This is a genomic window from Azospira sp. I09, assembly GCF_009177135.1.
In the GTDB taxonomy this organism is placed as follows: Bacteria; Pseudomonadota; Gammaproteobacteria; order Burkholderiales; family Rhodocyclaceae; genus Azospira; species Azospira oryzae.
This window is the reverse complement of the sequence record NZ_AP021844.1, coordinates 892,889-911,568: the sequence shown is the minus strand read 5'-3', so window position 1 is coordinate 911,568 and position 18,680 is coordinate 892,889. Positions and strand designations below refer to the sequence as shown.

Below are 18,680 nucleotides of genomic sequence, written 5' to 3'. Positions count from 1 at the left end.
CTTTAGAATGGGCCTCCCCAGATATCGCGCCGGCCCGTCGTGTCTCCCCGCTTCTATCCCAAGTCCTTTCTCAAGCTGCTCTCCCTGGCCTTTCTCGCCGCGGCCCTGCCTCTGGTGGTGGCCCTGGTGCAGACGGCCATGGAGGTGAACCTGCTGGTGCAGCAGAGCCGCCAGGCCGTGGGCCAGACCGCCCAGGCGGCCCGGGCCAGCCGCCAGCTGCTGGAACAGACCGTGGCCCTGGAACGCTCCGCCCGCCAGTACCTGGTGCTGGGAGAGCCGTCCCTGCTGGCGGACTACGACACCCTGCGGGCGGGCTTTCGCACCACCTTCAGCGAGCTGTCCCTGCTGCCCCTGGATGAAGCCCAGCTGCTGGAGCTGAACCGTACCATCGACACCGAGGCCGCCCTGCGCGAGCGCCTGGAGAAGATCCAGGGCGGCAAGGCCCGCCTGGCCGAAGACTATGCCGCCCTTTCCGACCTGGCCCGGGGCGTGCAGCGCATCAGCGACGCCCTCACCGACCGGGAAATGAGCCGCCTCGGCGAACTGGCCGGGGAGGCGGAACAGCGCCTGTGGAAGCAGCTGCTGGCCATGCTGGTGCTGGGCCTGGTGGTCTCGGCCTTGGCCGCCGCCCTCATCGCCCGGCCGGTGCGGGAACTGGAGGCCGCCGTCTCCCGCCTCGGCGGCGGCGACCTGCAGGCGCCGGTGGCGGTGCACGGCCCGGCCGACCTGGAGCGCCTGGGCCAGCGCCTGGAATGGCTGCGCCAGCAGCTGAACGAGCTGGAGGCCCAGAAGGTGCGCTTCCTGCGCCATGTCTCCCATGAACTGAAGACGCCCCTGACCGCCCTGCGCGAAGGGGCGGAGCTGCTGGCCGACGGCGCCGCCGGTTCCCTCTCCGAAGGCCAGCGGGAGATCGTCGCCATCCTCCAGGGCAAGAGCCGTCAGCTGCAGACCATGATCGAGCGCCTGCTCAATGCCCAGCGGGCCCTGGATGAACTGGGGCGCCTCGAATTCGTGCCGGTGGACCTGGCCCGGCTGGTGGGCCGGGGGCTGGACGACCACCGTCTGGCAGCCCAGGCCCGGGGCCTGCGTTTCCAGGCCGAATGCGAGCCCCTGACGGTGTGGGGCGACCGGGACAAGCTGGCCACGGTCCTCGACAACCTGCTCTCCAACGCGGTCAAGTACTCTCCCGAGGGTGGTATGATCGCCGTCGCCCTGAAGTCCGAAGACGGCCTTGCCTGCCTGGACGTGCGTGACCAGGGCCCCGGCGTCGCCCCCAACGACCGGGAACGCATTTTCGACTGGTTCTACCTGGGCGGCAGCCGCCCCGCCGCCGCCAGCGTCCCCGGCAGCGGCCTCGGCCTCGCCATCGCCCGGGAACTGGCCCAGGCCCACCGGGGCCGGCTCGAAATGCTGCCCGAAGGCCCTCCCGGGGCCTGTTTCCGTCTCAGCCTGCCCCTCGCTGCCGCCGGGCGCTGAACCCTCCCTTGCCGAACTGCCTTGTCTTACCGCATACCCATGAAATTCCCATCCCTGTTGCTGAGCCTCTGCCTCATCCTGGGGGCCTGCAGCCATGTGCCGCCGGCGCCGGTGGACGAAAACCGCCTGGTGCTCGATACCCTGGCCCTGGCCCAGAAGACTGCCGCCGCCAACGCCGAGGAACAGAAGCGGGAGCTGGCGTCCGCCCAGCAGGCCTACAACCGGGAACGCAGCCTGGGCAGCCGCCTGCGCCTGGGGGTACTGCTGGCCTTGCCTCAGCCGGCCCTGGAGGACAAGTCCCGGGCCCTGGCCCTGCTCGAACCCCTGGCCGGCCATGCCGGTCCCGCCGGCCAGTTGGCGACCCTGGTCCAGGGCCAGCTCAACGAGCGCCTGAAGGAAGGGCGCCGGGCCCAGCAGCTGAAGGAACAGCTGGACGAACTCAAGTCCATCGAGCGCCAGCTTATCGAGCGCAGCCGCAAGGGGAGGCAATAGCCATGGCCGAACTGCTGCTGGTGGATGACGACGCCGACATCCTCAAACTGCTGGCCCTGCGCCTGGCCACCGCCGGCCACCGGGTGCGCACCGCCGACAGCGGCGAGCAGGCCCTGGTCATGTTCCAGGCCCAGCGGCCCCAACTGGTCATCACCGACCTGAAGATGGGCGGCATGGACGGCCTCGCCCTGTTCGACGAGATCCAGCGCCGGGCCCCGACCCTGCCGGTGATCGTGCTCACCGCCCACGGCACCATTCCCGAGGCGGTGGATGCCACCCGCCGCGGCGTCTTCGGCTTCCTCACCAAACCCTTCGACGGCAAGGCCCTGCTGGAGCAGGTGGAGCAGGCCCTGCGCCTGGCGTCCCCCGCCGGCCAGGGCGGCGGCGAGAACGAGCCCTGGCGCGCCGATCTGGTGGGCGGCAGCCCGGCCATGCAGGAATTGCTGGAGCGGGCCCGCCTGGTGGCGGCCTCCGATGCCAGCGTCTTCATCGCCGGCGCCAGCGGCACCGGCAAGGAACTGCTGGCCCGGGCCATCCACCTGGCCAGCCCCCGGGCGGATAAGCCTTTCGTCGCCATCAACTGCGCCGCCATTCCGGAAAACCTGCTGGAGTCCGAACTCTTCGGCCACCGCAAGGGTGCCTTCACCGGCGCCACCTACAACCACAAGGGCCTGTTCCTGGAGGCGGACGGCGGCACGGTCTTCCTCGACGAGATCGGCGACATGCCCCTGTCCCTCCAGGCCAAGCTGCTGCGGGTGCTGCAGGAGCGCCAGGTGCGCCCCGTGGGCGCCACCCAGGCGGTGCCGGTTGATGTGCGGGTGGTTTCGGCCACCCACCGGGACCTGGACGAACTCCTGAAAAGCGGCCAGTTCCGCGAAGACCTCTACTACCGCCTCAACGTGGTCTCCCTGGCTCTGCCCCTATTGGCGGAGCGGCGGGAGGACATTCCCCTGCTGGCCAACCATTTCCTGCAGCGCACGGCCAGCCGCTATGGCAAACCCGTCACCGCCTTCGCCCCGGATGCCATGGAAGCCCTGGTGACGGCGCCCTGGCCGGGCAATGTGCGGCAGTTGCAGAATGTGGTGGAGCAGGCGGTGGCCCTCTCCCCGGTGAGCGGCGGCCTGGTGCCGGCGGCCCTGATCCAGGGGGCGCTGCGCTCCGGTGATAGCGCCTTCACTTCCCTGGACGAGGCGAAGAAGGTGTTCGAGCGGGATTACCTGGTGCGCCTGCTGCGCCTCACCGAAGGCAGCGTCACCCAGGCGGCCCGCCTGGCCCAGCGCAACCGCACCGAGTTCTACAAGCTGCTGGAACGGCATCAGCTGGATGCCAAGCAATTCAAGCCCGGGGCCGGTGACAGCGCCTGAGGGGCGTCGGGCTGGCCCGACAAAATAAATTCGTTTTAAATCAATTGGCTGCGATCAAGGCTGGCAGCCCCTGTCGGGCCGCCCCGAAATTCCGGGGCCGGCCCGTTCTTTTTGTTTTCTCCTAACCAACTGATCTTCAAGGAAGTTTTTTTCCTGGCACGGCCGTTGCAATAACGGTTGCAAGCCGCACTCCCAAGGCGGCGCTTTTTGCCCAGGAGAATAAAAATGAAGTTCAGGAAAGTTGTCATGCTGGCCCTGCTGATCGGTAGCACCGGTCTGTTCAATGCGGCCCATGCCCACGGTGGCATCGACGGCGATGCCGTGGTTGGCGGCGCCCTTGGCGGTGCGGCCGGCGCCGCCGTCGGTTCGGCCATCGGCGGCCGCGACATGGCCATGGTCGGCGGCGCCCTCGGCGCGGCTGCCGGCGTTTCCCTGAATACCCGTTCCCGTTACGACGATGGCCGCCGCCGCGGCTATTACGACGACCGCCACGACCGGGGTTACCACCGCGGCCACTACAAGCATCGTCACCGTCACCACCACGACCGCCACGACTGGTAAGCCAGTTCCCCCTGCCAAGGAGCGACCATGGATTCCACTTTCGAAATCGGCCATTCCCCGACCCCGGCCCCGGTGCGGGCCCGTCGCCTGCATCCCCTGCTGACGGCCGCCGCCGTCTCTCTCACCGTCTTCAGTCTGCTGGGTATCGGCGCCATCACCGGCCTTATTCCCACCGCGTCTTCCCAATTGCAGGAGCAGGGGGCCGATAAGGCCGCCGCCAAGGCAGAGGAGGGCGGCAAGCCCGCCGCCAAGGGTGCCGCCAGCGCCAAGTCCACTTGCGCCAACTGCGGCGTGGTGGAAACGGTGCGCATGGTGCAGCTGGAAGGCAATGCCAGCGGCCTGGGGGCCGTGGCCGGCGGCGTCACCGGCGCCCTGGTGGGCAACCAGTTCGGCCGGGGCGGCGGTAATACGGCCATGACCCTGATCGGCGCTGCCGGCGGGGCCTATGCCGGCAACAGCATCGAAAAGAACATGAACCGCCAGACCGCCTACCGCATCACCGTGCGCATGGATGACGGCGCCTACCGCACCATTTCCCAGTCCCACGTGCCCGCCGTGGCCGCCGGCGACAAGGTGAAGGTGGTGAACGGCAACGTCAGCGCCATTCCCTGAACCCATCCCAACCCCGTGGAGAACAACATGAAAACCGCAAAATCCTTCGCCCTCGTCGCCGCTGCCGTCCTGGCCATGACCCTGTCCGCCTGTAGCGGTAATCCCACCCGGCAGCAGGTCGGGGTGGCCACCGGCGCCGTCGTCGGCGGTGTGGTCGGCTCCGCCCTGACTGGCGGCAGCACGGCGGGTACCGTGGCCGGCGCCGCTGCCGGTGGCCTAGTGGGCAACGAGCTGTCCAAGCGTCGCTGACGCCGAGCCGAATCCCTTTGAGCCGCGCCCGGTTTCCGGGTGCTTGTGTAAGCCGATGGTAGGCGGGGGCGCCTACCATCGGCTCTTTTTTTGGTGCACCGCCGCAGCCGGCCCCGGGTCATGCTAGTATTTTTGTCATAGAAAAAATACCATCGGCAATGCCCGTCGGCAGGGAGCGAGTGGGATGTTTCCGAATCACAAAATAAGGGCCTGGTTGTTCCCGGCCCTGCTGCTTTGGTGCCTGGCTGCCGCAGGGGGAGCCCAGGGGGGCGAGCGCCCCCGCCTGGTGGCCTTCGCCCAGGACACCCTGGCCAACGACTACCGCCTGGCCCAGGTACGGGCCCTGGTGGAGGCATTCAATCGCCAGCCCGGCGTCAATTTCGTCTTTTCCGATGCCCAGGGCGAGACGGCCCGGCAGGTGGCCGACGTGGAGGACTTCGTCGCCCGCGGCGTCGATGTGCTGATCGTCAGTCCCCGGGATTCCCGGGCCCTGGCGCCCGTGCTGGCCAAGGCTTACCGCCAGGGTATCCCGGTGGTGCTGCTGATGCGCCGGGTGGAGGGGGACGCCTATACCACCTGGGTGGGGCCCGACGACGGGCAGATCGGTGCCGCTGCCGCCGCCTTCATCGCCGCCGAATTGCAGGGCCGGGGCACGGTGCTGGTGCTGCAGGGCATTCCCGGCGCCAGCACCTCCCAGATGCGCACCGCCGCCTTTGTCGAAGCCTTGCGCCGCCACCCCGGCCTGCGCCTGCACAGCATCCGCCCGGCCAATTACCTGCGGGCCGACGCGGTCAAGGCCGTGGAGGAAGCGCTGGAGGAAGGGCGCCCCTTCGATGCCATCTACGCCCAGTCCGACAGCATGGCCAGCGGCGCCCGTCTGGCCTTGCGCAAGCACGGCATCGATCCGGGCCGGCTGGTCATCGTCGGCATCGACTACATCCGGGAGGCGCGCCAGGCCATCGCTGACGGCGAGCAGCGGGCCTCTTTCACCTATCCCCTGAGTACCGAAGCGACAGCCCGGGTGGTGCGGGACATCCTCGCCGGACGCCCGGTGCCGCGGCGGGTGGTGGTGCCCAGCCAGCTGGTGACGCGGCAGGGCAGTGCCCGCCAGGAGCCGGTTTTCTAGATGCCCCCCCCCAACTGGCTCCCCAGCATCAAGGCCAAGCTGCTGGCCCTGCTCCTGCTCAGCATCTTTCTGGTGCTGACGGTGGTGGGCACCCTGCTTTCCGTCGGGGTGGAGCGCTTCCACCGGGAGGAAACCCGGGAGGTCTTTGCTACCGCCCAGCGGGCCCTCAGTGCCGAAATCCGGGCCCGCCAGACCTTTCTGCTGCAGATGGCCGGGCGCCTGGCGGCGGACGAGGCCCTGGTGGCCAGCCTCAACCTGGTGTCCCGCTATTCCGATCCCCTGCACTACGATCCCCTGGTGTTCGACGGGGAGAAGAAGCGCCTGGCCGGGGACCTGGCCCGTCTTTCCAGCGCCACCGACCACCTGTCCCTGGTGGTGGTGGACAGCCGGGGCCAGTGGGTGGCTTTCGGCCGGGTGGAGAAAAACGGCCAGGAGGCGGGCTTCCTGGCCTTCGACAATGTGGGTGCTCCCCTGGCCTGGCAACAGGACTCCCTCTCGCCCAACCAGTGGCACGTCGGACGCACGCCGGTGGAGGTGGAGTTCCTCGCCGGCCTGGCCCGCAATGCGCCGCCGACCCAGGCCATGGTCCGCTCGCCCGACGGGCTGATGCTGCTGGCCAGCGCCCCGGTGATCCGCCACTTTCCCCGGGGCGAGCCCCTCACGGTCGGGCGGGTGGTGGTGGCCCAGACCCTGGGCCAGGGCTTTCTGGAACAGGTGACCCGCTACACGCCGCTGCACTTTGGCCTGCTCTTCGCCCAGGGGCAGGTGGTGGGGGACATCCAGGCCCTGGCTTCCGAGGTCGATCTGAGCCGGGCGGCGCCGCTCCTGAAAAATGCCGGCAATCCCCTGAGCGGCTGGCAGGAGACGCCCCGGCACTTCCTCATGCTGTTTTCCCTGCCCCTGCTGGGCAACGAACAGGCCTATCCGCTCCTGGTCCTGGAAAAGGAGGGCGTAAACAAGCAGGTGCGGGAAACCCTGGGGGTGTTGCTGCTGGTGCTGCTGCTGGCCGGGGCCCTGGTGGTGCCCCTCAGCCAGGCCCTGGCCAACCGGGGCATCTCCCGGCCGGTGCTGAACCTGCTGGCCAGCGTGGAACGGGTCAAGGCCGGCCAGTACGACGGTATCGCCGGGCAGGCGCCGGGCAGCGTCGAGTTCGCCAGCCTTTTCGATTCCCTGCAGGACATGGCCCATACCATCCGCAGCCGGGAGGACCAGCTGCGCCTGTGGGCCAGCGTGCTGGAACAGAGCCGGGAAGCGGTCTTCGTCACCGATGCGGAAAATCGCATCCTGCTGGTGAACCGGGCCTTCGTCGCCGTCACCGGCTACACCCTGGAAGAGGCGCGGGGGCGGACGCCCCGTTTCCTCCAGTCCGGTCGCCACGACCAGGCGTTCTACGCGAACTTGTGGCGCAGCCTGAAAGAGACTGGCCACTGGCAGGGGGAAATCTGGGACCGGGCCAAGGATGGCCGCATCCATCCCCAGTGGGCCGCCATCAGCGCCGTGGCCGATGCCGCCGGGACGGTCAGCAACTACATCGCCATCTACTCCGACCTTACGGAGCACAAGGCGGCCCAGGACCGCATCCAGTTCCTGGCCCAGCACGATCCTCTCACCGGCCTGCCCAACCGCATGCTGCTGCAGGACCGGCTCACCGTGGCTATTGCAGCCGCCGCCCGGGAGGGGCATGAGGTGGGGGTGCTGTTCATCGACCTGGACCGCTTCAAGACCATCAACGATTCCCTCGGCCATTCCGTCGGCGACGAGCTGATCAAGGGCGTCACCAAGCGTCTGCAGGATGCGGTGCGGGAATCGGATACGGTGTCCCGCCTGGGGGGCGACGAATTCATCGTCGTCCTGCACCGCATCCGCCGCTCCGAGGACGCGGCCCATGTGGCCGACGCCGTCCTGGCCCAGCTGACGGCGCCCTTCAACATCGCCGGCAAGGAGCTGCGGGTGACGGCCTCCATCGGCATCAGCGTCTTCCCTGCCGACGGCGAGGACGAGGAGGGACTGATCAAGAATGCGGACACGGCCATGTTCCATGCCAAGGAACGGGGGCGCAACAACTACCAGTTCTTCCGCCCGGAAATGAACGCCCGGGCCGGGGAGCGCCTGGCCCTGGAGAACTCCCTGCGGGGGGCGGTGCAGCGCAAGGAATTCGTGCTTTTCTACCAGCCCCAGGTGGAGATCCGCAGCGGCCGCCTGGTGGGGGCCGAGGCCCTGATCCGCTGGCGGCGGGGCGACTCGGGCTTCGTTTCACCGGCCGACTTCATTCCCCTGGCCGAGGAGACCGGCACCATCCTGGAAATCGGCGACTGGGTCCTGGCCGAAGCCTGCCGCCAGCAGGTGCAGTGGGACCAGCAGTGGCCGGCCATGGGCCTGAAACCGGTGCCGGTGGCGGTGAATCTGTCGTCCCTGCAGTTCCGCCAGAAGCACTTCAAGGAAAACCTGCTCGACATCGTCGGCGACTATCCTCTGCCCGCCGGGCGCATCGAACTGGAACTGACGGAAAGCATCGTCATGGAGGAGCCGGAGCAGGTGGGCGCCGTCCTGGCCGAACTGAAGCAGGCCGGCCTGCGCCTTTCCATCGATGATTTCGGCACCGGCTATTCCAGCCTGTCCTACCTGAAGCGCTTCCCCCTGGACAAGCTGAAGATCGATGCCTCCTTCGTCCGGGACATCGTCAACGATTCGGCCGACCTGGCCATCGTGCACGCCGTCGTCTCCCTGGGCCACAGCCTGGGGCTGAAGGTGGTGGCCGAAGGGGTGGAGCACGAGGCCGAACTGCTGATCCTCAACGCCATGGGCTGCGACATCGCCCAGGGTTACCATTTCTGCCGGCCGGTGCCGGCGGAGGAATTCCAGGCCTGGGTTGCCGCCTATGTGCCGGTGCCGCTACGGGGTGGCGTCCCCATGCCGGAAAGCTGAGGCAAAACGATCGCGGAAAAGAAGAACGGCGCCCGCAGGCGCCGTTTTTTTATACCCGTAGCGGGCGAGGCGTGCCTTGGCGCTTCAGCGCGGCAGATTGCTGCCCCGGTTGGACTGCACGGTCTGCAGCAGCTGGGCGAAGATTTTCGGGCTGCCCGCCACCACGTTGCCGCTCTCCAGATACTCGGGTTCGCCGGCCAGGTCGGTGACCAAACCACCAGCTTCGCTGATGAGCAGGGAACCGGCGGCCATGTCCCAGGGGGAAAGGCCGAATTCCCAGAAACCGTCCAGACGGCCGCAGGCCACCCAGGCCAGGTCCAGGGCGGCAGCACCCGGGCGGCGGATGCCGGCGCAGGTCTGGGTCAGTTCCTTGAAGATGTTGAGGTAGGCATCCACGTGGTCGAAGCTGCGGTAGGGGAAACCGGTGCCGATCAGGGCGTCCTGCAGCTTGGCCCGCTTGCCGACGCGGATGCGGCGATCGTCGAGGAAGGCGCCGGCACCTTTGGTGGCGGTGAACATCTCGTTGCGGATGGGGTCGTAGACCACGGCCTGGGTCACCTGGCCGCGGTGGGCCAGGGCGATGGAAATGGCGTACTGGGGAAAGCCATGGATGAAGTTGGTGGTGCCGTCCAGGGGATCGATGATCCACTGGTATTCCTCATCCCGTCCGACGGAGGCGCCGCTCTCCTCTGCTAGAATCCCGTGATTCGGGTAAGCCTCGCGCAGGGTTTCGATAATGGCGGCTTCGGCAGCCCGATCCACTTCGGTGACAAAGTCGCTCTGCTGCTTGGCAACGACCTTGAGCAGGTCGATGTCGTTGGAGGCGCGGTTGATGATCTGGCCGGCGCGACGGGCGGCCTTGACGGCGATGTTCAGGGTTGGATGCATGGCTTTTGTAAAGAACTCGAAGGGGCAGTTTCCGGGCTTCCGGTCTTGTAGACCCGGCCGGCGACTGCCCTAAGCATTTGGATAAACCGGCATTTTACACCATGAACCCCATTAGCCCCATTGAGATGCTCGGACGCATCCGCGTCGTGCTATGCAACACCAGCCATCCCGGCAACATCGGCGCCGCCGCCCGGGCCATGAAAACCATGGGCCTGTCCCGCCTGACCCTGGTCAATCCGAAACAGTTTCCCGATGACGAAGCTACCGCCCGGGCCTCCGGTGCTGCCGACGTGCTGGAGCACGCCCGCATCTGCACCAGTCTGGAAGAGGCCTTGCAGGGCACCGTCCTGGCAGCGGCCCTGTCGGCCCGGCAGCGGGACCTGGGGCCCATTCCCCGGCCGGCGCGCCAGGCCGTGCCCGAGCTGCTGCAGTGGACGGCCCAGGGCGACATTGCCCTGGTCTTCGGCGGCGAGACTTCCGGCCTCACCAATGCGGAGGTGGAACAGTGCCAGCGGCTGGTGACGGTGCCGGTGAACCCGGATTACGGCTCCCTCAACCTGGGGGCCGCCGTCCAGGTGCTGTGCTACGAGGTGCGCCAGGCGGCCTTCGACGGGGCGCCCCCGGTCAGTTCCCTGGCCACGCCCTTTGCCACGCCGCCGGCCAGCCATGAGGAGGTGGAAGGTTTCTACGCCCACCTGGAGCGCCTGATGACGGCCACCGGCTTCCTCAATCCCAACAGTCCGCGCCGCCTCATGCCCAAGCTGCGCCGCCTGTTCGGACGGGCGGCCCTGGAGAAGGACGAGATCAACATCCTGCGCGGCATCCTGGCAGCGGCGGAGAAGCCCTTGCCCGGGGCCAAGATTAATCGGGACAATAGTTGATGAAAATAGTGGGATATTTTAAGATAACCCCACAAATCCAAGGAGTATTGATCCATGTTTGCCCGCCTGCGTGAAGACATCCACTCGGTTTTCGACCGCGATCCCGCGGCCCGGTCCGTGCTGGAGGTGCTCACCTGTTATCCGGGCATCCATGCCATCACCCTGCACCGGCTGGCCCACTGGCTGTGGGGGCATCGCCTGCGCTGGCTGGCCCGTTTCGTCGCCCACATCTCCCGCTTCCTGACCGGCATCGAGATTCATCCTGGGGCCACCATCGGCCGCCGTTTCTTCATCGACCACGGCATGGGCGTGGTGATCGGCGAGACGGCCGTCATCGGCGACGACGTCACCCTCTATCACGGTGTCACCCTGGGCGGCACTTCCTGGAACAAGGGCAAGCGCCATCCCACCCTGGAGAACGGCGTTGTCATTGGCGCCGGGGCCAAGGTGCTGGGGCCCATCACCATGGGTGCTGGGGCCAAGGTGGGTTCCAACGCCGTGGTGGTGCGGGATGTACCCGGCGGCGCCACCGCCGTCGGCAATCCGGCCCGCATCATCCAGGGCGAGCAGGAGCAGAAGCGGGAGGAGAAGGCCGTGAAAATGGGCTTTTCCGCCTACGCCGTGGCCCAGCAGAACCAGGACGACCCCCTGGCCAAGGCCATCCACGGCCTGCTCGACCACGCGGTGGAAACCGACCGGCGCATCGAAACCCTGCTGCACAAGCTGGAACAGGCCGGCGTGCGGGTGGAGGACGAACTGGCGGTGGCCGACCGTTTCGATCCCAAATACCTGAGCAAAATAGTTGACTAATAAATCCGGGTATCAGTATAGTTGACTTAAATTCTCAGGTATTTCCTGGAGGGCCTAAAAATGCGCTTGACCACCAAAGGACGTTTCGCCGTTACCGCCATGATCGACCTCGCCATCCGTGGCGGTGAGGGTCCGGTGACCCTGGCCGGCATCAGCGAACGGCAGAAGATTTCCCTGTCTTACCTGGAACAGCTGTTCGGCAAGCTGCGCCGCCACAACCTGGTGGAAAGCGTGCGCGGCCCCGGCGGCGGCTACTGTATCGCCCGGCCCCTGGAGCAGGTGACGGTGGCCGACATCATCCGCGCCGTGGATGAGCCCCTGGACGCCACCCAGTGCGGCGGCAAGGAAAACTGCCACGAAGAACACCGCTGCATGACCCACGACCTGTGGTCCACCCTCAATGCCAAGATGTATGAATACCTGGCCTCGGTGAGCCTGCACGACCTGGTGAGCAAGCAGCAGGACAAGGTGGCCCTGCTCACGGGGCAGCGCCTTGGTCCCCGGCCCCGGGTCAAGGAAGTCCTGGTCCGCGCCTGAAAGCTGGATCGCCGCCATGTTCGCCCCGGTCTATCTGGACCATAACGCCACCACCCCGCTGCATCCCGAGGTGCTGGAGGCCATGCTGCCCTATCTGCGCGAGCAGTACGGCAATGCCTCGAGCCGCCACGAGTACGGCCGGGCGGCGCGGCGGGCGGTGGACGAGGCCCGGCAGCAGGTGGCGGCGGCCACCGGCGCCCATGCCACCGAGGTGGTGTTCACCAGCGGCGGTTCCGAAAGCAACAACCTGTTCCTCAAGGGCGCGGCGGCCAGCCTGCGGCCCGGCCTGCTGGCGGTCTCCGCCGTGGAGCATCCCTGCATCGCCCGTCCGGCGGAGCAGCTGGCCCGCCAGGGCTGGGAAGTGGCTACCCTGGCCGTTGATGGCGAGGGCAGGGTGGAGCAGGGCGCCTATGCTGAACTTCTGGCCCGGCGTCCGGCCCTGGTGTCGGTGATGCTGGCCAACAACGAAACCGGCGTGCTGCAGGATGTGGCCGCCCTGGCCCAGGCGGCCCGGCCCACCGGCGCCTGGTTCCACAGCGATGCGGTGCAGGTGCTGGGCAAGCTGGAGCTGGATTTTCGCGCCCTCAACGGGGCCGGCGTCCACGCCCTCAGCGTTTCCAGCCACAAGATCGGCGGCCCCAAGGGTGCCGCGGCCCTGGTCCTGGACAAGCGGGTCGAGCTGCAGCCCCTGATCGCCGGCGGCGGACAGGAACGGAACTTGCGTTCCGGTACGGAAAACGTCCCCGCCATTGTCGGGTTCGGTGCAGCCTGTGCCCTGGCGGCCCGTAACGTGAAGGAAAACCGACGCCGGCTGGCGGATTTGCGACAGCAACTGGAAGCCGGTCTGCATCACCAGGGTGCCAGGATTTTCGGTGCCGGCGCCGAGCGCCTGCCCAACACCAGCTACTTCGCCTTTCCCGGTGTGGATGGCGAAACCCTGGTGGGCTACCTGGACCGGGCCGGTTTTGCGGTGGCCAGCGGTGCGGCCTGTTCCTCGGCCAATCCGGAGCCTTCTCGGGTCCTCATGGCCATGGGCGTGGCGCCGGAACTGGCCCGGGGCGCAGTGCGGGTGAGCCTGGGGGCCACCAGTACGGCGGCCCAGATTGAAGAATTTCTCGGGGTGCTGAAGGGCACCCTGGAACGCCTGACCAGCCTCACGGCCATGGCGTCGTAACGGACAACAAGAACGTGCAAAACCTTTTTGGAGCGACGAGAACATGAAACTGCCCATCTACCTCGACTACTCGGCCACCACGCCCGTGGATCCGCGCGTGGCGGAAAAGATGATCCCCTTCCTGGTGGAGAAGTTCGGCAACCCCGCCTCCCGCTCCCACAGCTACGGCTGGGAAGCCGAGGCCGCCGTGGAAGAGGCCCGGGAGCAGGTCGCCGCCCTGGTGAATGCGGACCCCAAGGAAATCGTGTGGACCTCCGGCGCCACCGAATCCAACAACCTGGCCATCAAGGGCGCCGCCAATTTCTACGCCGGCAAGGGCAAGCACATCATCACCGTCAAGACCGAGCACAAGGCCGTGCTCGACACCGTGCGCGAAATGGAGCGCCAGGGCTTCTCCGCCACCTACCTGGACGTGCAGGAGAACGGCCTGATCGATCTGGAAGTGCTGAAGGCCGCCATCCGTCCCGACACCGTGCTGGTATCCGTGATGTTCGTGAATAACGAAATCGGCGTGGTTCAGCCCATCGCCGAGATCGGCGAGATCTGTCGCGAGAAGGGCATCATCTTCCACGTCGATGCGGCCCAGGCCACCGGCAAGGTGGATATCGACCTGGACAAGCTCAAGGTGGACCTGATGAGCTTCTCCGCCCACAAGACCTACGGCCCCAAGGGCATCGGCGCCCTCTACATCCGCCGCAAGCCCCGCGTTCGCCTGGAAGCCCAGATGCACGGCGGCGGCCACGAGCGCGGTTTCCGCTCCGGCACCCTGGCCACCCACCAGATCGTCGGCATGGGCGAAGCCTTCCGTCTGGCCAAGGAAGAGATGGTCGAGGAAAATAAGCGCATCGCCGCCCTGCGCGACAAGCTGCTGAAGGGACTTTCCGACATGGAAGCGGTCTACGTGAACGGGGACCTGGAGCACCGCGTCGCCCACAACCTGAACATGAGCTTTGCCTACGTGGAAGGCGAGTCCCTGCTGATGGCGATCAAGGACGTGGCTGTTTCCTCCGGTTCCGCCTGCACCTCCGCCAGCCTGGAACCTTCCTACGTTCTGCGTGCCTTAGGGCGGGAAGACGAACTGGCCCACAGTTCCATCCGCTTCTCCATCGGCCGCTTCACCACCGAGGAAGAGGTGGATTTCGTGGTCAAGCTGCTGCACAGCAAGGTGGGCAAGCTGCGCGAACTGTCCCCCCTGTGGGACATGTTCAAGGAAGGCATCGATCTGAATACCGTCCAGTGGGCTGCCCACTGAACCTGAATTAAGGAGCAATCATCATGGCATACAGCGTCAAGGTCCTGGACCATTACGAAAATCCCCGCAACGTCGGTTCCTTCACCAAGGAGGAAGAGGGCGGCGTCGGCACCGGCATGGTGGGCGCCCCCGCCTGCGGCGACGTCATGAAGCTGCAGATCAAGGTCAACAAGGAAGGCGTCATCGAGGACGCCAAGTTCAAGACCTACGGCTGCGGTTCCGCCATTGCCTCCTCCAGCCTGGTGACCGAGTGGGTCAAGGGCAAGAGCCTGGACCAGGCCCTGGAGATCAAGAACACGGACATCGCCGAAGAACTGGCCCTGCCGCCGGTGAAGATTCACTGCTCCATCCTGGCGGAAGATGCCATCAAGGCGGCGGTGGCCGACTATAAGAAGAAGCACGGAGACAACTGAGCTTTATTGTCCAGTTTTCCAAGGGGAACACATCATGGCGGTTACACTGACCGAGCAGGCGGCCAAGCACGTGGCCAACTACATCACCAAACGCGGCAAGGGCATCGGCCTGCGCCTGGGTGTCCGCACCAGCGGCTGCTCCGGCATGGCCTACAAGCTCGAGTTCGCTGACGAACTGGCCGAAGACGATCAGATTTTCGAGTGCCACGGCGTCAAGGTGCTGGTGGATCCGAAGAGCCTGCCCTACCTGGACGGCACCGAGCTGGACTATGCCCGTGAAGGCCTGAACGAGGGGTTCAAGTTCAACAACCCCAATGTCAAGGATCAGTGCGGCTGCGGCGAAAGCTTCAAGGTCTGAGGCGGCTTGCCTTGGCGTCATTGCCCGGGCTTGCCGTGCTGCTTGCACTGTCCCGCAGGGATTCCCTGGGGACATCTTCTTGGGGCGCGCCTAGCCCTGGCTGCGCTTTGCCCGCGGGTGGAGCCTGATCCGCCCAAAAAACAATACAATCGGGGCCGCCATGGATTTCAACGCTGATCATTTCACCCTTTTCGGGCTGCCCCGGGTCTTCAATGTGGACCTGGGCGTGCTTGATGCCCGCTTCCGCGAGGCCCAGGCCCAGGTGCATCCGGACAAGTTCGCCGACGCTTCCGAAGCGGACCGGCGCCTGTCCATGCAATGGGCGACCCGGGTCAACGAGGCCTACCAGGCCCTGAAGAAACCCCTGCCGCGGGCCCAGTACCTGCTGCATCTGGCGGGCCAGGACGTGGGCGCCGAAAACAACACCGCCATGCCCGTGGATTTCCTCATGGAGCAGATGGAATGGCGCGAAGCCGTGCAAGAGGCGCGGCAGGCCGGCCAGGTGGATGAACTGGAAGACCTGCATTTCCGCCTGCGGGACCAGATCGCCGAACGCTATGCGGAACTGGGCGCCCTGTTCGACCAGCAGGCCGACTACCCGGCGGCGGCCGACCTGACCCGCCGCCTGATGTTCCTGGAAAAGCTGCAACACGATATTGACGAGGCCCTGGTGGCCCTGGAAGACCAATAATGGCCCTACTGCAAATCGCCGAACCCGGCCAGTCCGAACTGCCCCACGAACACAAGCTGGCGGTGGGCATCGACCTGGGTACCACCAATTCCCTGGTCGCCACCGTGCGCAGCGGCATGGCCGTGGTCCTCAACGACGAGGACGGACGCGCCCTGCTGCCTTCCGTGGTGCGCTACACCCCGGAAGGGGAGGTGGTGGTGGGCATCGAGGCCCAGGCCGAGCAGGCCCGGGACCCGAAGAACACCATCGTCTCCGTCAAGCGTTTCATGGGCCGGGGCCTGGAAGACATCGGCCACGTGGAATCCGCCCCCTACGATTTCCAGGTGGCGCCGGGCATGGTGCGGCTGAAGACCCGGGCCGGGGTGAAGAGCCCGGTGGAGGTCTCCGCCGACATCCTCAAGGTGCTGCGCACCCGGGCCGAAGCCGCCCTGGGCGGCGAACTGGTGGGCGCCGTCATCACCGTGCCCGCCTACTTCGACGACGCCCAGCGCCAGGCCACCAAGGATGCGGCCCGCCTGGCCGGCCTCAACGTCCTGCGCCTGCTCAACGAACCCACCGCCGCCGCCATCGCCTACGGCCTGGACAACGGCTCCGAGGGCATCTACGCCGTCTACGACCTGGGCGGCGGCACCTTCGACATTTCCATCCTGCGCCTCTCCAAGGGCGTTTTCGAAGTCATGTCCACCGGCGGCGACTCCGCCCTGGGCGGCGACGATTTCGACCAGCGCATCCTCTGCTGGATCAGCGAGACCGCCAAGCTGGCGCCCCTGGCCGCCATGGACGCCCGCCTGCTGCTGACCAAGGCCCGGGAAGCCAAGGAATACCTGACCGGACACAACGAGGCGCCGATCACCGCCAAGCTCACCAGCGGCGAACTGGTGAACCTCAAGCTTTCCGCCGAAGTCTTCAACGACATCACCCAGACCCTGGTGGCCAAGACCCTGCAGCCCTGCAAGAAGGCCCTGCGGGATGCGGGCCTGCGTCCCACCGACGTCAAGGGCGTGGTCATGGTGGGTGGCGCCACCCGCATTCCCGCCATCCAGAAGGCCGTGGGCGAGTTCTTCCGCCAGGAGCCCCTGACCAACCTGGACCCGGACAAGGTGGTGGCCATCGGCGCCGCCACCCAGGCCAACCTGCTGGCCGGCAACCGCAATCCCGGCGACGACTGGCTGCTGCTGGACGTGATTCCCCTGTCCCTCGGCCTGGAGACCATGGGCGGCCTGACCGAGAAGGTCATCCCCCGCAATTCCACCATCCCCGTGGCCCGGGCCCAGGAATTCACCACCTTCAAGGACGGCCAGACCGCCATGGCCATCCACGTGGTTCAGGGCGAGCGGGAGCTGGTGTCCGACTGCCGTTCCCTGGCCCGCTTCGAACTGCGGGGCATTCCCCCCATGGTGGCCGGGGCGCCGCGCATCCGCGTCACCTTCCAGGTGGATGCGGATGGCCTGCTCTCCGTCACCGCCCGGGAACAGACCTCCGGCGTGGAGGCCTCCGTGGCGGTGAAGCCGTCCTACGGCCTCACCGACGACGAAATCACCGGCATGCTGCAATCCTCCCTGGAGCACGCCAAGGACGACGCCTTCCGCCGCGCCCTGCAGGAAGCCCGGGTCGAGGCCGACCGCCTGCTCGAAGCCACCGAAGCGGCTCTCAAGGAAGACCCCCACCTGCTGGATGCGGGCGAGCGGGCCCGGGTCGATGTGGCCCTGGAAAAGCTGCGCACCGTCATTCAGGGCGAGGACCGCCATGCCATCAACCACGGCATGGACCTGCTGGCCCTGGAAACCAATGAATTTGCCGCCCGCCGCATGGACCAGAGCATCAAGCGAGCCCTGGCCGGGAAGCGGGTGGACGACGTGAAAATCGGAGAAGAAGAATGACCCAGATCATCGTCCTGCCCCATGAGGAGCTGTGCCCCGAGGGCGCCGTGATCGAGGCCGAACCGGGCACCAGCGTCTGCGATGCCCTGTTGCAGCACGATATCGAAATCGAGCATGCCTGCGAGAAGTCCTGTGCCTGCACCACCTGCCACGTGGTGATCCGGGAAGGCTTCAATTCCCTGGAACCTGCCGAGGATCTGGAAGAGGACATGCTGGACAAGGCCTGGGGCCTGGAGCCCAATTCCCGCCTGTCCTGCCAGGCCATCGTCAAGGCCACGCCCCTGGTGGTGGAAATCCCCAAGTACACCATCAACATGGCCAAGGAAGGCAAGCACTGAGGAGAGCGCCATGAAATGGACCGACATCAACGATATTGTCATCGAACTCGCCGACGCCCATCCGGACGTGGACCCCACCAAGATCAATTTCGTGGACCTGATGAACTGGGTCATGGCCCTGCCCGGATTCAACGACGATCCCAAGCACTGCGGCGAGAAAATCCTGGAAGCCATCCAGGGCGCCTGGATCGAAGAGGCCGAGTAATTCGGGTGATGCGGGCGAATTGACCCCGCCCGCCGCCGAGGTGGAACGAAGCAATCAGGACAGGGAAGGCACGACCATGGAACAGCGCTTCAGCGACCAGCAACTGGAACGGATCATCGACGAGGCAACCATCTACATGTGTGCCTGTCCGGCCCAGGTGGCGGCGGCCATCCGCGACCTGCGCGGGCTCTATCGCTACCAGCAGGACTGTCTGGAGGCGCCGAGCAGCGAGCGGCCGGTGCATCAGCTCATCGCCGCCTCCACCAACACCGCCCATGCGGAACTGGAAGAGTGCCTGGACCGGGTGCTCGACCTGGAGGGCTGGGACCGCCAGACCCTGCGCATGCCCGAAGGCCTGCGCCGTAAGCGGGAGGAATCCCTGGCCGGCTTGTAGCCCCGGGAAAGCATTTGCCGCCCAAACAAAAGCCCCGCACTGCGGGGCTTTTGT

The 18,680-nt window shown here is 66.6% G+C and carries 22 protein-coding genes; 20 read left to right on the top strand and 2 right to left on the bottom strand.

All coding sequences use genetic code 11. The annotated features are described in order from the left end of the window. The first annotated feature begins 39 nt into the window (after window positions 1-39). Genes AZSP09_RS04220 through AZSP09_RS04210 form a run of 3 tightly spaced genes read left to right on the top strand, consistent with a single transcriptional unit; the run spans window position 40 to window position 3,332 of the window. Complete coding sequence (locus AZSP09_RS04220; RefSeq protein ID WP_130458427.1) at window positions 40-1,476, top strand: HAMP domain-containing sensor histidine kinase; 1,437 nt, start codon at window positions 40-42, stop codon at window positions 1,474-1,476. Window positions 1,477-1,515: 39 nt separating this feature from the next. Further along, window positions 1,516-1,968, top strand: a complete 453-nt coding sequence (locus tag AZSP09_RS04215; protein ID WP_152089266.1) for a hypothetical protein — start codon at window positions 1,516-1,518, stop codon at window positions 1,966-1,968. Between the two features lie 2 nt (window positions 1,969-1,970). Beyond that, complete coding sequence (locus AZSP09_RS04210; RefSeq protein ID WP_014237414.1) at window positions 1,971-3,332, top strand: sigma 54-interacting transcriptional regulator; 1,362 nt, start codon at window positions 1,971-1,973, stop codon at window positions 3,330-3,332. 35 nt (window positions 3,333-3,367) lie between these two features. Here the strand turns inward: AZSP09_RS04210 and AZSP09_RS04205 are convergent, their stop codons facing one another. Beyond that, window positions 3,368-3,580 (bottom strand): hypothetical protein, encoded by a 213-nt coding sequence (locus tag AZSP09_RS04205; protein WP_152089265.1) that lies wholly within the window; start codon window positions 3,578-3,580, stop codon window positions 3,368-3,370. Between AZSP09_RS04205 and AZSP09_RS04200 the strand changes: the two genes are divergently transcribed. The 5 genes from AZSP09_RS04200 to AZSP09_RS04180 all read left to right on the top strand — a co-directional run bounded on the left by AZSP09_RS04200 (window position 3,579) and on the right by AZSP09_RS04180 (window position 8,805). Further along, window positions 3,579-3,893 (top strand): hypothetical protein, encoded by a 315-nt coding sequence (locus AZSP09_RS04200; RefSeq protein WP_050804300.1) that lies wholly within the window; start codon window positions 3,579-3,581, stop codon window positions 3,891-3,893. The genes AZSP09_RS04205 and AZSP09_RS04200 overlap by 2 nt on opposite strands. A gap of 27 nt (window positions 3,894-3,920) precedes the next feature. Next, window positions 3,921-4,505 (top strand): glycine zipper 2TM domain-containing protein, encoded by a 585-nt coding sequence (locus tag AZSP09_RS04195; RefSeq protein WP_152089264.1) that lies wholly within the window; start codon window positions 3,921-3,923, stop codon window positions 4,503-4,505. Between the two features lie 27 nt (window positions 4,506-4,532). Continuing rightward, the gene (locus tag AZSP09_RS04190; protein WP_130458429.1) at window positions 4,533-4,754 is read left to right on the top strand and encodes a glycine zipper 2TM domain-containing protein; all 222 of its coding nucleotides are present in this window, start codon (window positions 4,533-4,535) and stop codon (window positions 4,752-4,754) included. 184 nt (window positions 4,755-4,938) lie between these two features. Then, on the top strand, window positions 4,939-5,880 hold the full coding sequence (locus AZSP09_RS04185; RefSeq protein WP_152089263.1) for a substrate-binding domain-containing protein: 942 nt from the start codon (window positions 4,939-4,941) through the stop codon (window positions 5,878-5,880). Further along, window positions 5,881-8,805, top strand: coding sequence for a putative bifunctional diguanylate cyclase/phosphodiesterase (locus tag AZSP09_RS04180; protein ID WP_152089262.1), 2,925 nt, complete (start codon window positions 5,881-5,883; stop codon window positions 8,803-8,805). A gap of 84 nt (window positions 8,806-8,889) precedes the next feature. Here AZSP09_RS04180 and AZSP09_RS04175 read toward each other — a convergent pair whose 3' ends face one another. Continuing rightward, on the bottom strand, window positions 8,890-9,693 hold the full coding sequence (locus AZSP09_RS04175) for an inositol monophosphatase family protein (RefSeq protein ID WP_152089261.1): 804 nt from the start codon (window positions 9,691-9,693) through the stop codon (window positions 8,890-8,892). A gap of 101 nt (window positions 9,694-9,794) precedes the next feature. Between AZSP09_RS04175 and AZSP09_RS04170 the strand changes: the two genes are divergently transcribed. The 12 genes from AZSP09_RS04170 to AZSP09_RS04115 all read left to right on the top strand — a co-directional run bounded on the left by AZSP09_RS04170 (window position 9,795) and on the right by AZSP09_RS04115 (window position 18,626). Continuing rightward, complete coding sequence (locus tag AZSP09_RS04170) at window positions 9,795-10,574, top strand: RNA methyltransferase (RefSeq protein WP_130458431.1); 780 nt, start codon at window positions 9,795-9,797, stop codon at window positions 10,572-10,574. A gap of 54 nt (window positions 10,575-10,628) precedes the next feature. Beyond that, complete coding sequence (cysE, locus tag AZSP09_RS04165) at window positions 10,629-11,384, top strand: serine O-acetyltransferase (RefSeq protein WP_130458432.1); 756 nt, start codon at window positions 10,629-10,631, stop codon at window positions 11,382-11,384. A gap of 60 nt (window positions 11,385-11,444) precedes the next feature. After that, the gene (iscR, locus tag AZSP09_RS04160) at window positions 11,445-11,921 is read left to right on the top strand and encodes a Fe-S cluster assembly transcriptional regulator IscR (protein WP_014237423.1); all 477 of its coding nucleotides are present in this window, start codon (window positions 11,445-11,447) and stop codon (window positions 11,919-11,921) included. A gap of 16 nt (window positions 11,922-11,937) precedes the next feature. Continuing rightward, window positions 11,938-13,095: a cysteine desulfurase family protein gene (locus AZSP09_RS04155; RefSeq protein ID WP_152089260.1), complete on the top strand. Its 1,158-nt coding sequence runs from the start codon at window positions 11,938-11,940 to the stop codon at window positions 13,093-13,095. A gap of 43 nt (window positions 13,096-13,138) precedes the next feature. Further along, window positions 13,139-14,347, top strand: coding sequence for an IscS subfamily cysteine desulfurase (locus AZSP09_RS04150; protein WP_130458434.1), 1,209 nt, complete (start codon window positions 13,139-13,141; stop codon window positions 14,345-14,347). 23 nt (window positions 14,348-14,370) lie between these two features. Beyond that, window positions 14,371-14,760 carry a Fe-S cluster assembly scaffold IscU gene (iscU, locus tag AZSP09_RS04145; protein ID WP_014237426.1) on the top strand — a complete coding sequence of 130 codons (390 nt, stop codon included), beginning with the start codon at window positions 14,371-14,373 and terminating at the stop codon, window positions 14,758-14,760. A 34-nt stretch (window positions 14,761-14,794) separates the two neighbouring features. After that, window positions 14,795-15,118, top strand: a complete 324-nt coding sequence (gene iscA / locus AZSP09_RS04140) for an iron-sulfur cluster assembly protein IscA (protein ID WP_014237427.1) — start codon at window positions 14,795-14,797, stop codon at window positions 15,116-15,118. A 160-nt stretch (window positions 15,119-15,278) separates the two neighbouring features. Then, window positions 15,279-15,809 (top strand): Fe-S protein assembly co-chaperone HscB, encoded by a 531-nt coding sequence (gene hscB / locus AZSP09_RS04135; RefSeq protein ID WP_014237428.1) that lies wholly within the window; start codon window positions 15,279-15,281, stop codon window positions 15,807-15,809. Then, window positions 15,809-17,689, top strand: a complete 1,881-nt coding sequence (gene hscA, locus AZSP09_RS04130) for a Fe-S protein assembly chaperone HscA (protein ID WP_014237429.1) — start codon at window positions 15,809-15,811, stop codon at window positions 17,687-17,689. The genes hscB and hscA overlap by 1 nt, the downstream gene beginning before the upstream one ends. Further along, entirely contained in the window at window positions 17,686-18,027 is a 342-nt protein-coding gene (fdx, locus tag AZSP09_RS04125; protein WP_014237430.1) for an ISC system 2Fe-2S type ferredoxin, read from the top strand. The genes hscA and fdx overlap by 4 nt, the downstream gene beginning before the upstream one ends. A gap of 10 nt (window positions 18,028-18,037) precedes the next feature. Continuing rightward, the gene (iscX, locus tag AZSP09_RS04120) at window positions 18,038-18,232 is read left to right on the top strand and encodes a Fe-S cluster assembly protein IscX (RefSeq protein WP_152089259.1); all 195 of its coding nucleotides are present in this window, start codon (window positions 18,038-18,040) and stop codon (window positions 18,230-18,232) included. Between the two features lie 76 nt (window positions 18,233-18,308). Next, window positions 18,309-18,626 carry a hypothetical protein gene (locus AZSP09_RS04115; protein WP_014237432.1) on the top strand — a complete coding sequence of 106 codons (318 nt, stop codon included), beginning with the start codon at window positions 18,309-18,311 and terminating at the stop codon, window positions 18,624-18,626. Window positions 18,627-18,680: the final 54 nt, after the last annotated feature.